The organism is Rhodococcus erythropolis NBRC 15567 (genome assembly GCF_001552595.1).
Lineage (GTDB): Bacteria > Actinomycetota > Actinomycetes > Mycobacteriales > Mycobacteriaceae > Rhodococcus_F > Rhodococcus_F erythropolis.
On record NZ_BCRM01000001.1, the window covers coordinates 563192 to 583290 of the forward strand.

17 protein-coding genes are annotated in these 20099 nt (G+C 62.5%); 9 read left to right on the plus strand and 8 right to left on the minus strand.

From position 1 onward, the window contains the following. Window positions 1-19: 19 nt before the first annotated feature. Window positions 20-1216 carry a CaiB/BaiF CoA transferase family protein gene (locus RE4_RS02755; RefSeq protein WP_060937944.1) on the plus strand — a complete coding sequence of 399 codons (1197 nt, stop codon included), beginning with the start codon at window positions 20-22 and terminating at the stop codon, window positions 1214-1216. Window positions 1217-1221: 5 nt separating this feature from the next. Here the strand turns inward: RE4_RS02755 and RE4_RS02760 are convergent, their stop codons facing one another. After that, entirely contained in the window at window positions 1222-2442 is a 1221-nt protein-coding gene (locus tag RE4_RS02760; RefSeq protein ID WP_060937945.1) for an acetyl-CoA C-acetyltransferase, read from the minus strand. Window positions 2443-2752: 310 nt separating this feature from the next. Here RE4_RS02760 and RE4_RS02765 point away from each other — a divergent pair, with 310 nt between their 5' ends. Then, the gene (locus tag RE4_RS02765; RefSeq protein WP_019745412.1) at window positions 2753-3943 is read left to right on the plus strand and encodes an acyl-CoA dehydrogenase family protein; all 1191 of its coding nucleotides are present in this window, start codon (window positions 2753-2755) and stop codon (window positions 3941-3943) included. A 50-nt stretch (window positions 3944-3993) separates the two neighbouring features. Here the strand turns inward: RE4_RS02765 and RE4_RS02770 are convergent, their stop codons facing one another. Next, window positions 3994-5664 carry a chitobiase/beta-hexosaminidase C-terminal domain-containing protein gene (locus RE4_RS02770; protein WP_060937946.1) on the minus strand — a complete coding sequence of 557 codons (1671 nt, stop codon included), beginning with the start codon at window positions 5662-5664 and terminating at the stop codon, window positions 3994-3996. A 181-nt stretch (window positions 5665-5845) separates the two neighbouring features. On the opposite strand from RE4_RS02770, the gene RE4_RS02775 reads away from it, so the two are divergent. After that, entirely contained in the window at window positions 5846-6736 is an 891-nt protein-coding gene (locus tag RE4_RS02775) for a LysR family transcriptional regulator (RefSeq protein WP_021331928.1), read from the plus strand. Here the strand turns inward: RE4_RS02775 and RE4_RS02780 are convergent. Further along, complete coding sequence (locus tag RE4_RS02780) at window positions 6670-7614, minus strand: LysR family transcriptional regulator (RefSeq protein WP_060937947.1); 945 nt, start codon at window positions 7612-7614, stop codon at window positions 6670-6672. The genes RE4_RS02775 and RE4_RS02780 overlap by 67 nt on opposite strands. Before the next feature lie 187 nt (window positions 7615-7801). Here RE4_RS02780 and RE4_RS02785 point away from each other — a divergent pair, with 187 nt between their 5' ends. The 6 genes from RE4_RS02785 to RE4_RS02810 are packed head-to-tail and all read left to right on the plus strand — an operon-like array spanning window position 7802 to window position 13875. Continuing rightward, entirely contained in the window at window positions 7802-9361 is a 1560-nt protein-coding gene (locus RE4_RS02785) for a long-chain-fatty-acid--CoA ligase (RefSeq protein ID WP_060937948.1), read from the plus strand. Continuing rightward, entirely contained in the window at window positions 9358-10404 is a 1047-nt protein-coding gene (locus RE4_RS02790) for an MBL fold metallo-hydrolase (RefSeq protein WP_003940131.1), read from the plus strand. Before RE4_RS02785 ends, RE4_RS02790 begins: the two co-directional genes overlap by 4 nt. A gap of 37 nt (window positions 10405-10441) precedes the next feature. After that, window positions 10442-11203 carry a crotonase/enoyl-CoA hydratase family protein gene (locus RE4_RS02795; protein WP_020909221.1) on the plus strand — a complete coding sequence of 254 codons (762 nt, stop codon included), beginning with the start codon at window positions 10442-10444 and terminating at the stop codon, window positions 11201-11203. Continuing rightward, window positions 11200-12012, plus strand: a complete 813-nt coding sequence (locus RE4_RS02800) for an enoyl-CoA hydratase/isomerase family protein (RefSeq protein WP_020970866.1) — start codon at window positions 11200-11202, stop codon at window positions 12010-12012. The genes RE4_RS02795 and RE4_RS02800 overlap by 4 nt, the downstream gene beginning before the upstream one ends. Before the next feature lie 30 nt (window positions 12013-12042). After that, entirely contained in the window at window positions 12043-12945 is a 903-nt protein-coding gene (locus tag RE4_RS02805; RefSeq protein ID WP_019745405.1) for a LysR family transcriptional regulator, read from the plus strand. Between the two features lie 3 nt (window positions 12946-12948). Beyond that, entirely contained in the window at window positions 12949-13875 is a 927-nt protein-coding gene (locus RE4_RS02810; protein WP_060937949.1) for a LysR family transcriptional regulator, read from the plus strand. On the opposite strand, the gene RE4_RS02815 is transcribed toward RE4_RS02810, so the two are convergent. From RE4_RS02815 to RE4_RS02835, 5 genes are all read right to left on the minus strand, one after another. Next, window positions 13872-14777: an NAD(P)H-dependent flavin oxidoreductase gene (locus RE4_RS02815; RefSeq protein WP_153211945.1), complete on the minus strand. Its 906-nt coding sequence runs from the start codon at window positions 14775-14777 to the stop codon at window positions 13872-13874. The two genes, RE4_RS02810 and RE4_RS02815, sit on opposite strands and share 4 nt — an antisense overlap. A 53-nt stretch (window positions 14778-14830) precedes the next feature. Next, window positions 14831-16486 (minus strand): class I adenylate-forming enzyme family protein, encoded by a 1656-nt coding sequence (locus RE4_RS02820; protein WP_029256319.1) that lies wholly within the window; start codon window positions 16484-16486, stop codon window positions 14831-14833. Window positions 16487-16527: 41 nt separating this feature from the next. Beyond that, window positions 16528-17292 (minus strand): SDR family NAD(P)-dependent oxidoreductase, encoded by a 765-nt coding sequence (locus tag RE4_RS02825; protein ID WP_060937950.1) that lies wholly within the window; start codon window positions 17290-17292, stop codon window positions 16528-16530. Window positions 17293-17346: 54 nt separating this feature from the next. Continuing rightward, window positions 17347-18477 (minus strand): thiolase family protein, encoded by a 1131-nt coding sequence (locus RE4_RS02830; RefSeq protein WP_060937951.1) that lies wholly within the window; start codon window positions 18475-18477, stop codon window positions 17347-17349. Between the two features lie 134 nt (window positions 18478-18611). Beyond that, window positions 18612-20075, minus strand: a complete 1464-nt coding sequence (locus RE4_RS02835) for an MFS transporter (protein WP_019745400.1) — start codon at window positions 20073-20075, stop codon at window positions 18612-18614. Between the last annotated feature and the right edge of the window lie 24 nt (window positions 20076-20099).

Sequence of the window (20099 nt, forward strand, 5' to 3'; positions counted from 1 at the left end):
TTCTGGGGTGACTACTGACATGGGACAGCCGAACTCGGATCTTCCGCTCGACGGAATCACCGTGGTTGCACTCGAACAGGCGGTGGCGGCACCGCTCGCCACCAGGCATCTCGCGGACATGGGTGCGCGGGTGATCAAGATAGAACGCGTCGGCGAGGGCGATTTTGCGCGTCACTACGACCGGGCGGTTCATGGTCAGGCGTCACACTTCGTGTGGCTCAACCGTTCCAAGGAATCGATCGCTGTCGACGTGAAGTCGGAATCCGGCCGGCAAATCGTTCTCGATCTTGTCGCGCGAGCCGATGTGTTCCTACAGAATCTGGCACCTGACGCAGCTGCGCGACTGGGGTTCGGCGCGGAGGAACTGCGCGAGAAATTCCCACAGCTCATCGTGATCGACATGTCCGGATACGGCAGTGCCGGCCCACGGCGTGAGCGCAAGGCGTACGACATGCTGGTCCAAGCCGAGACCGGAATGATCTCCGTGACAGGCACACCGGAGACGGCCACCAAGACGGGTATCCCGGTCTCGGACATCGCCGCTGGAATGTACGCGCTGACTTCGATTCTGAGCGCCCTGTTCCGTAGAGAGCGAACGGGTAAGGGAGCGCTCGTCGAGGTCTCGATGTTCGATTCCACCGTCGAGTGGCTCGGGCATCCGATGTACATGAAAATGTATGCAGGAAAGCAGATTTCGCGGGTCGGGCTCGGCCATGCGGCGATCGTTCCCTACGATTCGTATCCCACGGCCGACGGCGAGATCCTGATCGGCGTCCAGAACGATCGTGGATGGCGTGCACTGATGGTGGACGTGTTCGAGCGAGAGGATCTGGTCGACCATCCGCGCTTTTCCACCAACATCGTGCGCGTCGAAAATCGCGGCGAGGTAGACGAATTGGTGGGTTCCCTGACTCGTCTGTATTCGACGGCAGATCTGGATCAACGCCTTGCCGCCGCCGGTGTCCCGGCCGCTGCACTCAACGACATGGCAGGTCTACTGGAACATCCGCAGTTGGAGAAGCGTGCCAGGTGGAGGTCCGTGGGCACCGAAAACGGACCGATCGATGCCGTGCTGCCTCCGATGACGTACTCGGACGTCGAAATGCGCATGGGTGACGTTCCGGCACTCGGCCAGCAGACGGATTCTCTGCTGGCCGAGTTGGGGCGTACGGGAGACCAGATCGCGGACCTTCGCCGCGACGGATCGATCGGTTAACGCTTCTAGCGTCGCAGGTTCTCGAACACCGCTGCAATCCCTTGTCCGCCACCGATACACATGGTCTCGATCCCGTACCGTCCCTGGCGCCGGTCGAGTTCGCGCAGCAGATTGGCGAGGATCCGCCCACCGGTGGCACCGACAGGATGTCCGAGCGAGATCCCGGAACCGTTGACGTTGAAGCGCTCCTCGATGTCCTGCGCGCTCAATCCCCAGGCCTTGGCGCACGCGAGAACCTGTGCGGCGAATGCCTCGTTGACTTCGATGAGGTCGATGTCGTCGAGCGACAGATCGACACGGGAGAGAGCTTTCGCCACGGCAGGCACCGGTCCGATGCCCATTCGGTTCGGCTCCACACCCGCCACACCCCAGCTGACCAGTTTCGCGAACGGTCGCAGGCCAAGGCGTTCGGCGTTGGCCGCAGTGGTGACGATGGCCGCGGCTCCGGCGTCGTTCTGGCCGCAGGCGTTTCCGGCGGTGACTGTGGCTTCGGGGTCGACTCGACCTCGAATGGGGCGCAGTGCAGCAAGATCGGACAGCTGAATCCCTCGGCGTGGATGCTCGTCGCGAGTGACGACTGTCTGCTCACCACGGCGCCCGCGCACCGAAACGGGAATGGTCTCGTCGTCGAAATACCCGCTGTCCTGGGCATGAACGGCCCGTTCGTGCGATCGCACCGCGTATCGGTCCTGCTCGTCGCGGGTGATCGAGTACTCCCGGCGCAAGTTCTCGGCGGTCTCGATCATGCCGCCTTCGACCGGGAAGTTGACTCCGCCGGAGTTCGTGCGCGGTTTGGCCAATCGGTCGTGGAACTCGACCGAAGGGCGCTTTGTGCCCCAACGCATATCGGTGGAGTAGAACTCGGTTCCGCTCATGCTCTCGGCGCCGCCGGCGATGACCAGATCACTCATCCCGGTCTGTACCTGCATCGCGGCGTAGATGATCGCCTGCAATCCCGAACCGCAACGGCGATCGAGTTGTATTCCGGGAACGGACACGTCCAGACCGGCGTCGAGTGCCGCGATTCGCCCGATGGCCGCGGCCTCTCCGTTGGCGTAACCCTGACCGAAGATGACGTCGTCGACATCGGTGCACGCAATGCCGGTTCGTTCGACGAGGCCACGCACAACAGTGCTGGCGAGAGTGGTGACGGGAACGTCCTTGAAGACTCCGCCGAATCCGCCCACCGGGGTGCGAACGGGTTCACAGATGACTGCGTCGTGCATGGAATGCGCCTGTCTCGAGGAGAGGTGGGGAATGCGTCGCGTGAACGGGCCGATCGAAGGGCCCCATAGCGACCTGGCCACTCGAATATCCAGCACGCGTGGCGCGGTTGTCAACAGTAGGAACGACCTGTTCGGACATAGTTTCCGCCATACGGTTCGTATGCGAAATCGACTTTGACACATATACCGTTCGGGGATTGAATGGATGCAGCGTCTCTGCCGCACACATGTCGCGGTGGGGTGAAAGTTCCTGGAGTCGAATCAGTTTCGTCGACAGGAGAGCACGAAGTACCGACAGGCAGGTGGAACAGTGACTCGTTTGGCGCAGACGGCGGGATTGACCGAGACCCAGAGCGACATCGTCGGGGCGGTACGCGAGTTCGTCGATCGTGTGGTCATCCCCGCGGCGCAGGAGCTCGAACACTCCGATACGTACCCGACCGACATCGTCAAGCAGATGAAGGACATGGGTCTGTTCGGACTGACCATCGACCCCGAGTACGGGGGTATCGGCGAATCATTGCTCACCTACGCGCTGTGCGTCGAAGAGCTGGCCCGTGGATGGATGAGCGTGTCCGGCGTCATCAACACGCATTTCATCGTGGCTCACATGATCTCCGCGCACGGGACGCCGGAACAGAAGGCGAAGTACCTGCCACGTCTGGCGTCCGGGGAACTCACCGGCGCATTTTCCATGTCGGAACCGGCCCTGGGTTCCGATGTTGCTGCCATATCGACCAAGGCGAAGCGTACGGAGTCCGGCGATTACGTGATCACCGGCCAGAAGATGTGGCTGACCAACGGTGGTTCGTCGACGTTGGTGGCAGTCCTCGTCAAGACGGACGAGGGCGCGGAGAAGCCGCACAACAATCTGACGACGATATTGATCGAGAAGCCCGCAGGTTTCGGCGAGGTACTCCCGGGCCTGACCATTCCGGGCAAGCTCGAGAAGATGGGCTACAAGGGAATCGACACCACGGAGATGATTTTCGACGGCTTCGAGATCGGAGCCGAAGAGGTTCTCGGTGGCACTCCCGGCTTGGGATTTCGGCACATGATGGACGGCGTCGAGGTCGGCCGGGTCAACGTCGCCGCGCGTGCGTGCGGAATCGCCCAGCGCGCTTTCGAACTGGCTGTCACCTACGCCAAGCAGCGCGAGACGTTCGGCAAGCCGATCGCCGAGCATCAGGCCATCGCGTTCCGGATCGCCGAAATGGGCACCAAAGTCGAAGCGGCACATCTGATGATGGTCAACGCAGCCAGGCTCAAGGACTCGGGTGAGCGCAACGACGTCGCAGCGGGTATGGCGAAGTATCTGGCGAGTGAATTCTGCTCGGAGGTCACGCAGGACAGCTTCCGTATCCATGGTGGATACGGCTACTCCAAGGAATACGAGATCGAGCGGTTGATGCGTGAGGCGCCGTTCCTTCTCATCGGTGAAGGCACCAGCGACATCCAGAAGCAGATCATCAGCAAGGGCCTGCTTCGCACGTACAACTGAGCCGACAAGCGGCACCGCGAACATGCGCGGTGCCGCTTTGTCGTGTCGGGTCAGCGGGTGAAGGCCAGGGTTGTCACCGGTGACCGGTTGCCGTATGCGTCAACGGCTTCGACGCGGGCTTCGTATGCGGTGCCCGCTGCGGCATCGGGAATCGGAATGTCGAGGCTGTTCGGCCGTGGCATGAAGTAGAAGTCGGAGAGCACCTTCGACGAGACCACCTTCGCTCCGGTGGCTGTGTCCGTGATCTCGACGGCATAGTGATGGACCATCTGGTCGTCCTTCGCCTGCGCGATCCGTAGCGCAGTTTCACCGTTCGCTCCGGTGCTCACCGAGAGTGGGGTGGCCGTGGTGAATTCCGGTGCATTCGTGTTTCGTGCACCCGAGGTGTAGCGGAAGTTGTCCTTGATCTGCTGGTTGGTCGACCCGTCGAGTTCGACCGTCCAACCCGAGCCGCTCAGCGTGCCCGCGCTCGAGTACGGCGGCTGCCAGTTGGCTGACCACGCGCCTCCGGTGTAGATGTCGTGCTTGTCTGCCGCCATGTTGATGCGGTTGATTTCCGTGCGGTCCTGGTAGACCTCCACGAAGAGCGCTTGGGCAGTGGGTGATTCGAAACGGTTCGCGAGACCGGACTCGGTCACCATCTGGTAGCCGTGATCGATTTCGATGTACGACATCGAGCCGTCGTTGACCGCCGTGAAGTCGCGTTGATGGATCGACCGGTCGTCGTTGTTGTTCAGGTGCGAGTGCCCGGAGAAGAAGATTGCCTGAGGGAAGGCGCTCAAGTCTTCGGTCAGTCGAGGGTTCGACGCCTGCTGGCCGTCCATGGCTGTGTTGCTTGCCGGTCGGTGTCCCTGGACCAGGATCGGCTTGGTCAGGTTCCCGGACTCCGCGGTGATTTCGGTCAGGCGGGACTTCAGCCAACTACGTTGCGCTGAATCATTGTTGTATGTCTCGGTGTTGACCGTGAAGAGATGGACACCGCTGACGTCGGACTCGTAGTATCCGCCACCGGAATCCGGGAACCACTCCGCCGGATATCCGGCTCTGATCGCCGCGAGACTTGCATCGTGATTGCCGTTGGAGATCAGGAGTTGTGTGTCGTTCATGCCCTTCCTGGCGAGGTTTGCCTGGAAGATTTCTGCGACGATCTTGTGGTCAGGCCCCTTGCCGTCTCCGTTGTCGTTGATCATGTCGCCGTTGGAGAGGATCGCGTCGGGTTTCGGGAAGATGGAACCGATTGTGTCGAAAAAGCTTTCGTACTTCTTGTCGTTGTTCGCGTGGTCGCCGACGTGGACGTCGGACATCACGACGACCTGAGCCAGCGGCTTCTCCGAGGTCTTGATCAGGTAGCCGAACGAGACGGCCGCGCTCGCGTGATCGCCGCGGAAAGCGGCGACAGTGACGTTGGTGTCCTGTGCGATCTGCAGCGGACGTCCCGGTGTGGCAGCTTGGCTGTCGGTGGTGGGTGTCGTTCCGTCCAAGGTGTAGCGGACGGTGGCGCCGCGCTCGGCGGTGAAGGTCAGATCGACAGGGTGCTCGTACCGTCCGCCGGGGACGCTGACGCCGGGCGCTGCGGGCGGCGTGTTGTTCTCGCCCGAAGAGCTACCCCATTCGAAGGATGAACTGCCCCAGCTGGGTTCGGCTTGGGATTCGGCGGGGGCGATGCCGGGAACGGCGAGAGCCGCGGTCACGGCTGCTATCGCGATGGTCGTACGTCTCACGAGGATTCCTTGTCTTCGACGCGGTGGTTCAGACCCATCCGTAATTGGTCTGGACCAATTACGCTAGGTGGCGCCGGGTAGAAAAAGGTGTGTCCTGTATGTCCGACTAGTGAAGCGTGTATGAACACCGTCCGCGCTTGCCGGCGGTACTGTCGGCTGCGCTTATGGCAAAGTCGATGGCGTGGACCTACGTCAGATCGAGTACTTCCTTGCCGTTGCCGGTGGGGAGTCCTTGTCGACGGCTGCGCAGAATCTGTCGGTCACCAAGCCGTCGCTGTCGCAGGGTATTCGTGGTCTCGAGCGTGAACTCGGAGTCGAACTGTTTCACCGTGTCGGTCGCGGTTTGGTTCTGACGGCGGCAGGTCGGGCGTTGGTAGGGCCGGCGCGGCAGATGATGCGCAGCAGTGCGGCCGCATTCAATGTCGCGACCGGGACGGCCGACGAGCCTCGTGGGCGGCTCGACATCTGCTCCGCGGCACATGGTCTCGAAGGTCCGATCGCACGCATCGTGGCGGACTTTCGAGAGCGGTGGCCTGCTGTGACCGTTCGGGTCGGTGAACTGCCGCAGGGTGCAACGTCTGAGCAGGTGTTGGCAGACGGCGCATGTGAGGTGGTCTTCAGCTATTGGCCACCCGACATGTCGGCGCTGTCCACGAAAGTGATCGGGGTGAACGAATACTGGCTGGCAGTGCCGTCGGGGGTTCATCCTGACGTCTGGCCGAATGGTGTGAAACCCGCTGCGGGAGAGCCGGTGTCATTGACGGCATTGCCCGATCTCCCCGTGGTGGGTGTGCTCAAACACTCGCGGGCTCGGCTTGCCATCGAGTCGTCTCTGCAGGCCGCCGGGGCCCGGACTCGGATGTCGACGGAGTTGGCGCAGCGGGAGACCGTCGGCGCGTTCGTCTTTGCGGGTTTGGGCATGGCATTCATGGAGCGTTCGTTGGCCGAGAGATCGGTCGCGTCCGGCGCGGAGATATTTCCGGTGGAGCCGGCGATCTCACTGAATTACGGCATCGAGTTCGATCCGGAGACGCTCTCGCCGTTGGGCAGGCTGTTCGTAGGCGGCTTGTGACGTGTGGAGACGTTCTCGATGTACGCAGACCCGGCCGGCGAGAGCGGGCCGTCGCGGTAGACCAAGATCGTCTGCCGCGTGATCGGTGGGAGAAGCGAGCGAACCTCAGATGCTGGGGAGTCTTGTTCGGCGATCGATCTGGGCAGCAGCGCGGCGCCTACACCTTGCCCGACCATTTCCCGGACGGCAAGGCGATCAGGTACTTCCACGACGACGTTGGTGAGCTCCAGATCGCCGTCGATCGAACGCCCGCGCCGAAATGTCGATGCCTCGACCACCATCGGCAGGCGCGCAACCACGGCGCGCGGAACCGGATCGGGGAGGTCTGTGGCCAGGCGAACGGGGATCGACAAGACCGTTTCCTGGGTACTCACGGCAATTTCTCGAAGCCCGTCGGAGACATCGGTACCCGGGTGGGTCTCGAGAAACCCGAGTTCACACGTGCCCGCTCTGACCAGCGCGCGCACGTCCTGTGCGTTCGGGACGGCGTTCGTGGAGAACCGAATTCCGGGCGCCGTCAGATGGAGGCGTCCGGCGACCTCTGCGACAGGGTCGATGGCAAGATCGGACTGAACAGCTATGGCGAGTTCGCCGGCGCGCAAAGCGGTTACTGCGGCCACCGCGGCTTCGGCCCGAGCAACGTCGGCGAGCAGCGCACGTGCAGAATCGGTAATTGCCAGTCCGACTGTGGTGGGAGCCAGACCGCGAGTGGTGCGCTCGAAGAGTGTGGCTCCGAGTGCTCGTTCGAGGTTGCGTACGGCCTGCGAGAGTGACGGTTGCGAGATACGCAGGACGTCCGCGGCGGCGGTGACGCTGCCGTGATCGACGACGGCGACGAGATACTGCGCGCTGCGTATGTCCATCCCGGGTGCCTGCATCTGGCAAATTCTCCCAGATGACCGGACCTTGGCGGCGGTGACTTGCTGCGACCTGCAGACATAGGTCTCAGCTATGGCTCTGTGCGCCTTCTCGTCTTTGTGGCGCAGGCCATAGCGATGGTCGACTGTTCCAGTACCACCGACCGCGGTTCGTGCTCGGTGAGTACCTGGAACACAGGAGCGTGATGTGAGCGAGCTTCACCTACCCAACCGGATACGCCACTCGGCGTCGACACGGCCGTCCGATCCGGCGATCACGTGCGGCGACCGAACTTTGACATGGGCTGAGCTGGATGGCGAGACCAGTACCTTGGCGAGCGCGCTGGCAGAAGTGACCGCAGCCGGTGCTCGCGTCGGTGCGCTACTGCGGATGGGGCTCGAAGGTGCGGAAACCTTCGTCGCGTGTGCGAAGGCAGGCGCTGTGTTCATCCCGTTGAACTGGCGGCTCAACCCACTCGAACTCGTCGACATCGCCGAGGACGCGGAGCTCGACGTCTTGATCGTCGATGACGAGTTCGCCGCGGGGGCGGCGGCGATGTCCGCAGCGTTGCCGGACATCGAGGTCATAACCGTGGGAGCTGCAGGGGGCCTGCCGGATTCGCGAACCTGGGCGGAGTTCGTGGCCTCCGGGAACGGCGTCGACCCCGGACAGGGGCACGATCCGGACGCAGCAGTTCTGCAGCTGTACACCTCCGGGACAACCGGCCGGCCCAAGGGCGTCGTGGCCACGCACCGGAATCTGTACAACGAGCCAGAGGGGTTCGATGTCTACGAATTCGGTTCGAATGCAGTCGCACTCGACGCACTTCCCCTCTTTCACATCGCCGGCGCCGGCTGGATGAGTACGTGCTTGTCGGCCGGAGTGCCTTTGGTGCTGCTCGGAGACATGGCGCCGGCTCGGGTTGCTGATGCCATCGCGACTCACCACGTCACCCACGCATTTCTGGTGCCTGCCGTCATTCAGACGCTGGTAGATCTGCCCACTCTCGACAGTTTCGATCTGGCCAGCCTGGAGGTGGTCGCCTATGGGGCGTCGCCGATCACTCCGGCACTCCTCGCTCATGCGATGACTGTCTTGAACTGCAAATTCGTCCAGAGATACGGGATGACCGAGACAACGGGTTCGGTATCCGTCCTTCGTGCCTTCGACCATCATGTGAGCGGACCGCGTTCGGAGTTGCTCCGCTCTGCGGGAAAACCGATGATCGGCGTCGAGATCTCCATTCGAGACGTCACAACTGGTGAGGTATTGCCGCCCAACAAATCCGGTGAGATCGTTGCGCGCAGCAGAAACAACACTCGCGGGTACTGGCGACGTGACCGAGAGACCGCGGAATTGTTCACTCAGGACGGCTTTCTCCGAACAGGCGACGCCGGCCATTTGGACGACGAGGGGTATCTGTTCGTCACCGACCGCCTCAAGGACATGATCATCACCGGCGGTGAGAACGTCTATCCGATCGAGGTGGAATCCATTCTGGCCGAACACCCCTCGGTTGCCGAGGTCGCGGTGGTCGGGGTTCCGGACAAGCGCTGGGGTGAATCCGTCACCGCGGTGGTCAAACTGGTCGACGGTGCCGACGTGCCGAGCGTCGACGAGTTGATCGCGTTCAGCACAGCGAAGTTGGCGTCGTACAAGAAACCTCGCCAGATCCATTTCGTGGACTCCTTGCCTCGCAACGCGAGCGGGAAACTGCTCAAGTCGAGCCTGCGGACCATGCTGAACGCGAGCGGAGAAGCATCATGATCGTGACCGAAGACGTCGGTGTCGCACAACGTGAGGCGTGGGCGAACAAAGTCCTTCCACCGGTCGAACAGGTGCGGGACGGACTGTGGTCGATCCCTGTTCCCATGCCGGACAACCCTTTGCGTTACGTGCTCGTCTACGCACTCGCGCTCGACGACGGACTTGCCCTCATCGACGTCGGTTGGGATCACGAACAGTCGTGGCAGGCTCTCGTCGACGGCATAGCATCGATCGGATACCACGTTTCCGAAGTGCGCTATGCGGCAATCACGCACCTGCATCCCGATCACTTCGGTCTGGCGCCGCGTCTTCGGCAGGTCAGCGGCGCAACGCTTGCGATGCACGTGGCCGACGCGACGCTCCTCGGATACCACGGTCCCGAGCAGACCCGCGACGACATCAGTGGCTGGAACCTGCAATTGTCCGAACTCGGCGCACCGGCCGAAGTGCTCGACGCGTCTCGGGTCGACCTGGTGCGGTTCGCTGAGCACGAAACCATCGACATTGTTCTGGGAGATGGTGATTCACTCGATCTTCCCGGGTGGAATCTCCGGGCTCAGTGGACACCGGGGCACACTCCCGGACATCTCTGCTTCGTGGAAGAGGACAGAGGCTTGTTGTTCAGCGGCGATCACATGCTGCCGAGGATCAGCCCGAACATCTCCACGATTCCCGGTGAACTCGAGAACCCGCTTCATCGTTATCTTCTCTCGCTCGAGGCGACGACAACACTGGGCGAGTGCGAAGTGCTTCCGGCACATGAATATCGATTCCGTGGGATCGCCGATCGTGCACGTCAATTGATGGGGCACCACGAGGAGCGATTGGCGGAGATCGTGGCTGCGGTTCAGGATGAGCCCGAATCCACGGCCTGGGAACTCTCACGCACGATCTCCTGGTCTCGCCCGTTCGAACAGATGTCGCCGCGACTACTTCGCTTGGCAGTCCGCGAAACCCATGCTCATCTCGTTGTTTTGGCCAAGCGGGAGATCGTGACACCGTCCGGTGGCACACCCGTGCGCTGGAGCATTCGCGCGCAGTGACCTTTCAAGAATCTCATCACGGAAGTAGGAACCGAACATGAGCGTCGTGCTCACCGACTTCGCCGAGGGTGTTGCCGTCATCACCCTCAATCGTCCCGAGGCCAAGAACGCGGTCAATCTCGAACTTGCCGAAGCCTTGGCTGCGGCCATCGACGAGTTCGAGGAACGGGCCGATCTCACCATCGGCATTCTGACCGGAGCTGGTGGAACCTTCTGCGCTGGTATGGATCTCAAGGGATTTGCGCGAGGGGAACGGCCATCGCTGCCCGGTCGTGGTTTTGCCGGTCTGACCGAGGCTCCGCCGTCGAAGCCGCTGATCGCAGCCGTCGAGGGGTGGGCCCTCGCCGGCGGGTGCGAACTGGCGTTGGCAGCCGATCTGATCGTGGCGTCCACCGACGCGAAATTCGGCTTGCCCGAGGTGAAGCGGGGACTTGCCGCGGCCGCCGGTGGCCTTCTGCGTCTGCCCAAGATCCTCCCGTATCAGTTGGCCATGGAAATCGCGATCACGGGGGATCCGCTCAGTGCCACCGTGGCGCATCATCACGGCTTGGTCAATCGGCTCGCCGAACCTGGACAGGCGCTGACCGTCGCACGCGAGCTTGCGGCCCGAGTAGCGGCAAACGGTCCACTGGCTGTTCGCGCGACCAAGCAGGTACTGGCAATGTCCGCCAAGTACACCGACCCGGATGCCTTTGTCGCGCAACGTGAATTCATCGATCCGGTATTCACCTCACGGGACGCCAAGGAAGGTGCAACGGCGTTTGCCGAGAAGCGCTCTCCCGTGTGGAGTGGCTCATGAGTGCCGAGACGATCGAGCGCGCGGCCGTAAGCATCGAACGTGACGGTGCTGTCGCGACGATTGTTCTCTGTCGGCCGCACCGCCGCAACGCTCTCGATCTCGACGCCTGGATCGCTCTACGTGAAGCAGTCCTCGAACTTCAAGAGGATTCGCAGATTCGCTCTGTGATCCTGACCGGCGCGGACGGGACCTTCTGTGCGGGGTCCGATCTGGACAAACGCGGCTCGTCGCACCCGCTCGATCGCATGCGTGTCATCAACGCAACGGCGATCGCACTGGGTGAGTTTCCCAAGCCTCTGGTGGCGAAGGTCGACGGGTTTGCCGTCGGAGCCGGATGGAACATGGCGTTGCTCTGCGACTTCGTCGTGGCAGCCAAGGGCGCCAAGTTCAGCCAGATCTTCGCCAAACGGGGGTTGTCTGTCGACTTCGGGGGTTCGTGGATCCTGCCGAGACTGGTCGGCCTCCAGCAAGCGAAGCGACTGGTGATGCTCGCCGAGACGATCGACGCACAGGAAGCCTACGAGCTCGGGCTGGTGACCTATCTGGTCGAACCGGGTGAACTGGACGAACACACGTCGAAGCTTGCGCAGCGGCTCGCTGACGGTCCGCCAGCCGCACTGAGTCAGTCTGCCGCCATGCTCGAACATCACACCTCACTCTCGTTGCGGGAAGCCTTGGACAACGAGGCGAGGGCGCAAGCGGTCAATTTTGCGACGGATGCTACCGACGCGGTTCGTGCCTTCGTGGAAAAGCGGGAGCCGGTCTTCACCGGAGAGTGGGCCGTACCAGGGCTAACTCGAGTGGAGTGAGCGTCAGATCGCTGGTCGTATGATGGATGAGTGGATCTGCACTTCGTTACCTACTTCGTCGCTGTCGTCGACCACGGTGGGATAACGAAGGCCGCTCAGGCTCTCTATATTTCGCAGCCCTCGCTGTCACAGGCAATTCGCACGCTCGAGCGTCGACTCGGCGCCACGCTGTTCGACCGGACCGGCAGACGGTTGGTTCTTACCGACGCGGGCCGCACGTTCGATCTCGCGGCCAGGAGAATCCTTGCCGACGTCGAGCGCGCGAAGGCGAAAGTGACCGCCGTTCGCGAACTCGAGTTCGGCCGGGTGGACGTCGTCTCGTACTCGGCGTTCTCCATCGATCCGATGGTCGAGTTGGTTCGTCGATTCCGGGCCAACTTTCCGAAGATCGTCGTGCGCGTCCTCGACACGTACGGCCCGGCCGGGGTCGACAATGCGTTACGGCGAGGGTCGGCCGAGGTCGGCGTCACCGATCTGAGTATCGGGTACGAAGGTTTGGTCACGGCTCCGATTGCCGCTCAGGAGTTGGTACTCGCCACCCATGCGTCGTTGTCCGGGCGGCTTGCAACGCCGTTGGCGGATCCGGTTCCGCGAACGCTCTTGCACAGTTTGCCGCTGGTGGTCGATCTCGGTGATCAATCGAATCAGTTCCGGGGTCTACTCAGCGAAGGCGCCGAGAACGTAGTCGTGGACTGTGTCCACCCTGTGACCACGTGGGAACTCGTGCGTCGAGGGATCGGCGCCACCGTCGTGCCGAGAAGGGTTGCACAGCAGCAGATGACAGACGTCTGCGCCTTCTCCTTCGATCCGCCGCTGACACGCGACGTCGGCATCGTCTATCGCTCGGGCGAGCAATCCCCGGCAGCCGCCGCATTCATCGCGACGGCTGCGGAAATGGCCACCTCCGCCGTTCCGTCCAAGGAAGAGGAGTGAACTGTGGAATTCCGGCAGATGGAGTACTTCCTCGCGGTCGTCGAAAACAAGGGAATCAACGGCGCCGCAGCTGCATTGGGAGTTGCTCAGCCGACCGTGTCACAAGCGTTGCGCGGGCTCGAACGTGAACTGGGAGTGCGGCTTTTCCATCGCATCGGGCGCGGCATGGTGCTCAGTGCGGCCGGTCGCAGCCTGGTCGGCCCGAGTCGACAGGTTTTGCGAGACGTAGCTGCGGCGGCTGAACAGTTGACGGCATCCGATGGCGCCATCGTCGGTCGCCTCGACATCATGGCTTTCCCTGCACTGACCTCGGGGACGATCGTCGATCTGATTGCGGAGTTCTGTCGACGCTATCCGCAAGCACGAGTCAGATTCTCGGAACTCGAGCGAGAGGACAATCTGGAAAGTCTCATTCGGGACGGCCACTGCGAATTCGCGGTGGCTCATCTGCCACTCGAAGCGGGCGAAGGGCTCGAGATCGTCGAATTGGGGGAGCAGGAGTACCGCCTGGTCTACCCGGCGGGAACCGAACTACCCGAGGGGCCGGTACGCCTTTCGGAAATGCCGGACATTCCCATGGTATTCGTTCCTCGCGGGGCAGCGATGGGTGACGCGATCGAAGATTCGATCCGAAAGGCCGGTACCAGAACGGAACTCGCGGTGGTGACCGAGCAACGGGAGTCACGGCTCCCGATGGTCATCGCCGGCCTCGGCGGTTCGTTGGTCGAGCGCTCGGTGGCGAAATCGATGCCTGGTCAGGTCGTGGAACGGGCCTGCGAGCCGAGATTCCTGCGTGCGTACGGTCTCGCCTTCGACCCCTCGACGTTGTCGCCGGTGGGACAGGTATTCGTGAACCTGATTCACGAGTACCTGTCCGACGAATCCCGCTCTGACGAATCCCTCTCTGACGAACACCGGTCACAGCACTAGAGTCGGCAGATGCGTTCTCGAGCGGCAGCGTACTCGGCGGCGAGACGCTCTACTACTGCATGCGTCGGAAGTACGGCGTCGATCGCTCCGATGCCCTGTCCGGCGCCCCAGATGTCACGCCACGCCTTGGTATCGGTGTCGGTGGTCGCGAAACTCATTGCGGAAGGATCGGATTCGGCTAGGTTGTCGGGGTCCAAGCCGGCGGCAACGATGCTGCCCCGCAGGTAGTTTCCGTGTACTCCGGTGAACAGGTTGGAGTAGACGATGTCGGAGGCCCCTGAACCCACGATCATCTCCTTGTACGCAGGATCCGCGTTAGCCTCTTCGGTTGCGATGAAAGCTGATCCGACGTATGCCAAATCGGCTCCGGCCGCGAGCGCAGCGAGAATCGAATCACCATGAGCGATGGCACCTGACAACAGCAGTGGACCGGCGAACCACTCACGAATTTCCCGAATCAGGGCAAACGGCGACTGCCTACCGGCATGACCACCGGCCCCGGCAGCTACCGCGATCAGTCCGTCGGCGCCCTTCTCGATCGCCTTGCGTGCAAAGCGATTGTCGATGACGTCGTGAAGAACGATTCCACCGTATGCGTGGACGGCGTCGTTGATGTCGGTGCGAGCGCCGAGGGACGTGATGACGATCGGAACCTCGAACTCGGCGATGGTCGCCAGGTCCTCTTCCAGGCGGTTGTTGGACCGGTGGACGATGAGGTTGACGGCAAATGGCGCCGACGGATTCTCCGGGTGCTCACGATCATGTTCCTCACGAGCCACGGTGATCAGTTTGAGCCAATCCCGAAGTGCCGACTGCGGACGAGCATTCAGTGCCGGGAAGGACCCGATGATCCCAGCGGTGCACTGCGCGATGACGAGGTCAGGAGTCGAGATGATGAACATCGGTGAAGCGAGAACAGGGACACGCAATTGCGACGTCAGGTCTGCGAAGGTCGTCACCTGGAACCGCCTTTCTGATCGACGGATTCGAGAAGTCTCGAGCGGAGGTCGGTCTTGAGGACCTTACCGGCAGCCGATGTCGGAAGGAGTTCTACCTCGACGACCTCGCGAATCTTCTTGTACGGCAGCACCTGCTCGGCGACAAACGCCTTGATCTGCTCGGCGTCGAACTCGGCGCCCGGAATCATCACCACGAAGGCTACGGGCTCCTGGCCGTTGCTCCCCACTTCGCGGCCGACAACCGCGGCAGTCGAGATCGCCGGGTGCGAAACCAGAATCTCTTCGAGTTCACGCGGATAGACGTTGTACCCCTTGTAGATGAGCATGTCCTTCGCCCGGTCACAGATGAAGAGGTATCCGTCCGAGTCCAGGTACGCGATGTCACCCGTGTCCAACCAGCCGTCGACGAACTGTTCTGCGGTGGTTTCCGGGTGTCCGAGATAGCCGTCGGTGACCTGAGGCCCACGCACCCACAGTTCGCCGCGTTCGTTCTCGCCCAGAACGGTCTTCCGGTCCAGCTGATCGCGAATCTGGATTTCGGTGTCGAAGATCGGGAGGCCGACGCTGCTCTGCCGGTATTCCGAGCCGTTGATCAGCGGAGCTGCCGTGACCACACAGGTGGCCTCGGTCAGCCCGTACCCCTCGACGACGAGCGCTTTGGGAAATGCCCGGCGGAGTGCGGCGAGCGTGACGCTGTCGATCGGGGCAGCGCCCGAAGACACGACGCACACGCTGTCGGTGTTGCGCACCGTAGCGTCGGGATGAACCGACAGTGCATGCCACATGGCAGGAGACCCCGTGAGATAGGTGGCCTCGTGCTTTTCGATCAGCTCGAGCATCCGGCCGGGTTCGAACCGACCGGCAAATACCTGGGTGAGACCGGAAATCAACAGGAACGACGTGTTGAGCAACGAATGTGCGTGGAAGAGAGGTGAGACCACGATGGTCGCCCCTGTTCCCGGCGTCGGACCGAGCACGTCGAGGCCGTCGATGCGTCGAGGCGTGACGAGACCGTCCGGACCTGCCTCCAACTCGTGCCCGGTTCTCCACCCACACATCTGCGTGATGTTGCCGACGACGTTGCGGTGAAGAACACGAACACCTTTGGATACTCCGGTGGTTCCGCCGGTGAACGCGATGTGTGCGATGTCGTCGCTTCGGACGGAGGCAGGGGTGAATTCGGTGGGTAGATCGGCGATGAAGGCGTCGAACGCGACGACCGACTCCGGTGTGTCGAGCGCACCCTCGGTGTCCTGGACCATCACGATCGTACGTACGGAGGTTCCTGAGGAGGCCGCGAGCAGTGTGTGCAGCTGCGAACTCTGAGTGACCGCAGCAACGGCGGACGTCTCCTCGATCTGCTTGCGCAGTCCAAGTTCTGGCTGCAGCGGATTGACCAATGTAACGGTCGTCCCGGCCTGCAGGCAGCCGTAGTAGGCCTGGAGGAACTCGACGCAGTTCCCGAGATGTAGCAACACGACGTCGCCGACGCCGACCCCGGCCTGCCGCAGTGCGCCGGCGAATTGTGCACTGCGCTGACCGAGTTCGCGGAACGTGCATGTGCGCTCGCCGTCCACGACGGCGAGGCGATCACCGTAGAGCGCCGCCATGCTGGGTGCCCAGTAGGCCATGGTGGTGTCCGGGTAGTGCATGTTGTGGCGCAGTTGTGGATTGGCGATCACGCTGATGCCCGTCACCGGGGAGCCATTCGGATAGCGCCGTCGAGTCTGATGGTTTCGCCGTTGAGATAGCTGTTCTCGAGCATCGAGACGGCCAGCTGGCCGAACTCGTCCGGGCGACCCAGCCGTGAGGGGTTGGGAACCGAGGCTTCGAGGGCCGTGCGCACGTCTTCGCGCAGGCGCGCCAGCAGGGGAGTGTCCATGATGCCGGGAGCAATGGTGTTGACGCGGATTCCGCGGCTGGCGAGATCGCGGGCAGCGGTGACCGTCATACCGACGATGCCGGCTTTGGACGCCGTGTAGTTGATCTGACCGATCTGACCTTCGAATGCTGCGACCGACGCCGTCATGATGATGGCTCCTCGCTCACCGTCCACGGCATCGAGTTCTGCCATCCGCTCGGCGCCGAGACGGAGTGCGTTGAACGAACCGACAAGATTCAGTTTGACGACGAACTCGAAATCTTCGACCGATCCGGCTTTTCCGTCCTTGTCGAGAATGCGCATGCGACGCCCGGCACCCGCGCAGTGGACGACGCCGCGAAGGCCGCCGCGCTCGTGCGCCGCGTCGAGTGCTTCGGCGAATTGTTCGCTGTCGGTGACGTCGGCCGGGGCGAATTGCGCGGCAGCTCCGAGATCGGCCGCCACCTGCTTACCGTCGGACGAAGGCAGATCGATCAACGTGACCTGCGCTCCGGCGTCGAGCAGCCGTCGAGCGGTTGCCAGGCCGAGACCTGAAGCGCCGCCGGTGATCGCGGTGGAAAGTCCCTCGAGTTTCATGGATCAATTCTTCTTTCCTGCTGGATGACGTGTCGGCCCGAAAGCGTTGTCGGGTCAGATCAATTCGAGAATGGTCGCATTGGCCATGCCGCCGGCCTCACACATCGACTGGAGACCGTATCGAATTCCGTTGTCGCGCATGTGATGTGCCAGGCGAGTCATCAAGATCGCACCTGATCCGCCGAGTGGGTGGCCGACCGCGATAGCGCCGCCGAGCGGATTCACACGATCGATGGCTGCGCCGGTTTCAGCCTGCCAGGCAAGCGGGACGGGGGCGAAGGCCTCGTTGATCTCGAAGGCACCGATGTCGTCGATGGACAATCCGGAGCGGTCCAGTGCCTTTGCGGTGGCGGCAATCGGACCGGTGAGCATGATGACCGGGTCGTCGGCTGCGACCACTGCGGTGTGAATACGAACGAGCGGCTTCCAACCGCGTGCCCGGGCGTACTCGCTGGTCGTGACGAGTGTGGCGCCCGCCCCGTCGGAGATCTGAGAAGAGTTGCCGGCGTGGATGACACCGTCGGCGTCGAAGGCCGGGGGCAACTTCGCGAGCGACTCCAGACTTCCGCCTCGCCGAATGCCTTCGTCCTGGGACAACCCGGCGATCGGAGTGATTTGCCCGGTGAATGCTCCTGCATCGGTGGCGCTGGCCGCGAGTTCGTGTGAGCGGAGGGAATATTCGTCCAGGGCCGTTCGGGTGAGTGCCCATTTCCGGGCCATCATCTCGGCGCCGGTCCCCTGGCTGAAACTGTCCACACCGTAGCGTTCGAGTACCGAAGCCGGGAAATGCTCACCGTTCTTGCTGGCGGTTCCCATCGGAACTCGCGACATCGATTCGACGCCTCCGGCTACGACCACGTCGTTCTGACCGGCGATGACGGTGGCCGCAGCAAAGGAAACTGCCTGCTGGCTCGATCCGCATGCCCGGGTCAATGTGACGCCGGGAACGCTGTCGGGCCAGCCGGCGGCGAGTGCCGCTGTGCGGGCGATGCTTCCGGCCTGTTCGCCGACCTGACTGACGCATCCCCAGATCACGTCGTCGACCGTGGCCGCGTCGAGTCCGGTCCGTTCAGCGAGTGCACGCAGTACATGTGCGGACAGTTCGGCCGGATGGATCTCCGAGAGGGCGCGTCCTCGACGGCCGATCGGTGTACGTACTGCGTCGACGATGACGGCATCTCGCATGTATCTCTCCTGCTGTTCGTGCCCGGTGTTGCGATTGTGCGGTCGGGGCGTACCTCGAGTCGATCACGAGCGGGCCGACCCGGCAATGTCTTTCGGTGAATGGCTTTGTTAGCGAATGGCTATACGTGGAGCATTCAGCCGCGGATGAGCTTGCGATCGCGCTCGGGATTGGCGAAGACGAGGACCAGAACCGCGGCGACGACTCCGATGATGCCGATTGCCTGGAAGGACTGGGCGTAACCGTCGGCCGGGGTTGCTGCGTTGTCCACGATGACTCCCGTTGCGTAGGGAGCAATCAGGCCACCGATCGACATGATGGCGAGGAAGAATCCCATGGTGCCTGCAGTCTGCTGCGGCGGGCACAGTTCGGAGATCGCAGCATTGATGAGCGGGAAGGTGATTGCCGAGAATCCGTAACCGATCGAGACCATGGCGACAGCGACGATGGGAGTGGAGATCTGTGGCAGGAACAAGAGAATCGATCCGCAGATCAGAACGCCGACACAGGGGACGATGACGCGAACCGTGCGAGAGGTGAAGCCGCGGCCGATCAACTTGTCCGTGACGGAACCGGAGGTGATCATGAGGACAAGGCCGACGATCGAGGGCAGCGCGAACATCGAACCGGCTTGCATCGCACTGTATCCGAGGCCGACCTCGAAGTACGACGGCAACCAGGTGAGAACGACGGTGGTCAGTGCGTAGATGGTGGCGATGAGGAAGCAGCAGCTGACGAAGGTGCGGGAGAGCAGGATCTTGCGCCACGGAACGTTGGGCTCGGTGACTGCCTTCGTTGCCGTCCCGGTCGCCTCGGTTGCTTCTGTATCTGCAGTCTTGGTCGCCTTGACGGCCTTGCTCGTGTACGGGCCTTCGGACCAACCGGCCAGCCAGCAACCCATCCACACGAGTCCGAGGACAGAGAGCGAGAGAACCGCTGCGCGCCAGCCGTAGTGAACGGCGATGAAGGTCAGTACGGGCGCGAGGGCGATCTTCGCGACGGAGGCGGATCCGGCGAGCATTGCACCGGGAAGGCCGCGCTTGGCCGGCGGGTGCCACGAGTACGCGGCGGTGTGCATCAGCGCCGAGCTGGGGCCTTCGGCGAATCCGAGGAGCATGCGCGAGACGATCAACATCGCGAGGCTGGCACCGAGAACGAGGGGGAGCATGACCACGGACCAGATTGCGGCCAGGATCAACAGCGCCCAACGTAGGGTCAGGTACTTGTTGAGCGGTCCGGCGAGAAATCCGCCGATGCAGAACATCAGGAAGAACAGCGAGCCGACCATGCCGATTTGCGAAGACTTCAGTCCGAGCTCGCGAGCGAGGGGCTGAGCGATGATTCCGAGGACTGCTTTGTCCGCGTAGTTGACGATGTAGAGGAAGACGACGAGCCCGGTCATCGTCCACGCACGCTTGCGGGTACCGAAGACGGGGACTGCTGACGAATCTGGCGTTGCTGTTGCTTCGGGCTGGACGTCGTTACGCTGTGGCGCGATGGGGGTCACGTGGCGTCCCTTCGAGACTGGTGGGCGGATGCGATCGTGCTCGAAGCGCGGCCTCGAAGCGATCGATGGTGTTGTGTTTGCCGGCTGACCCATTCAACGTGTTCTGGATCACTTTGA

Coding starts and splice junctions, on each gene's coding strand:
- RE4_RS02835 (WP_019745400.1), bottom strand. CDS start 20,075: ATGGGTCAGCCGGCAAACACAACACCATCGATCGCTTCGAGGCCGCGC.
- RE4_RS02815 (WP_153211945.1), bottom strand. CDS start 14,777: ATGTTCATCATCTCGACTCCTGACCTCGTCATCGCGCAGTGCACCGCT.
- RE4_RS02780 (WP_060937947.1), bottom strand. CDS start 7,614: ATGCAGGCACCCGGGATGGACATACGCAGCGCGCAGTATCTCGTCGCC.
- RE4_RS02825 (WP_060937950.1), bottom strand. CDS start 17,292: ATGAAACTCGAGGGACTTTCCACCGCGATCACCGGCGGCGCTTCAGGT.
- RE4_RS02800 (WP_020970866.1), top strand. CDS start 11,200: ATGAGTGCCGAGACGATCGAGCGCGCGGCCGTAAGCATCGAACGTGAC.
- RE4_RS02820 (WP_029256319.1), bottom strand. CDS start 16,486: ATGCACTACCCGGACACCACCATGGCCTACTGGGCACCCAGCATGGCG.
- RE4_RS02795 (WP_020909221.1), top strand. CDS start 10,442: ATGAGCGTCGTGCTCACCGACTTCGCCGAGGGTGTTGCCGTCATCACC.
- RE4_RS02830 (WP_060937951.1), bottom strand. CDS start 18,477: ATGCGAGATGCCGTCATCGTCGACGCAGTACGTACACCGATCGGCCGT.
- RE4_RS02790 (WP_003940131.1), top strand. CDS start 9,358: ATGATCGTGACCGAAGACGTCGGTGTCGCACAACGTGAGGCGTGGGCG.
- RE4_RS02755 (WP_060937944.1), top strand. CDS start 20: ATGGGACAGCCGAACTCGGATCTTCCGCTCGACGGAATCACCGTGGTT.
- RE4_RS02760 (WP_060937945.1), bottom strand. CDS start 2,442: ATGCACGACGCAGTCATCTGTGAACCCGTTCGCACCCCGGTGGGCGGA.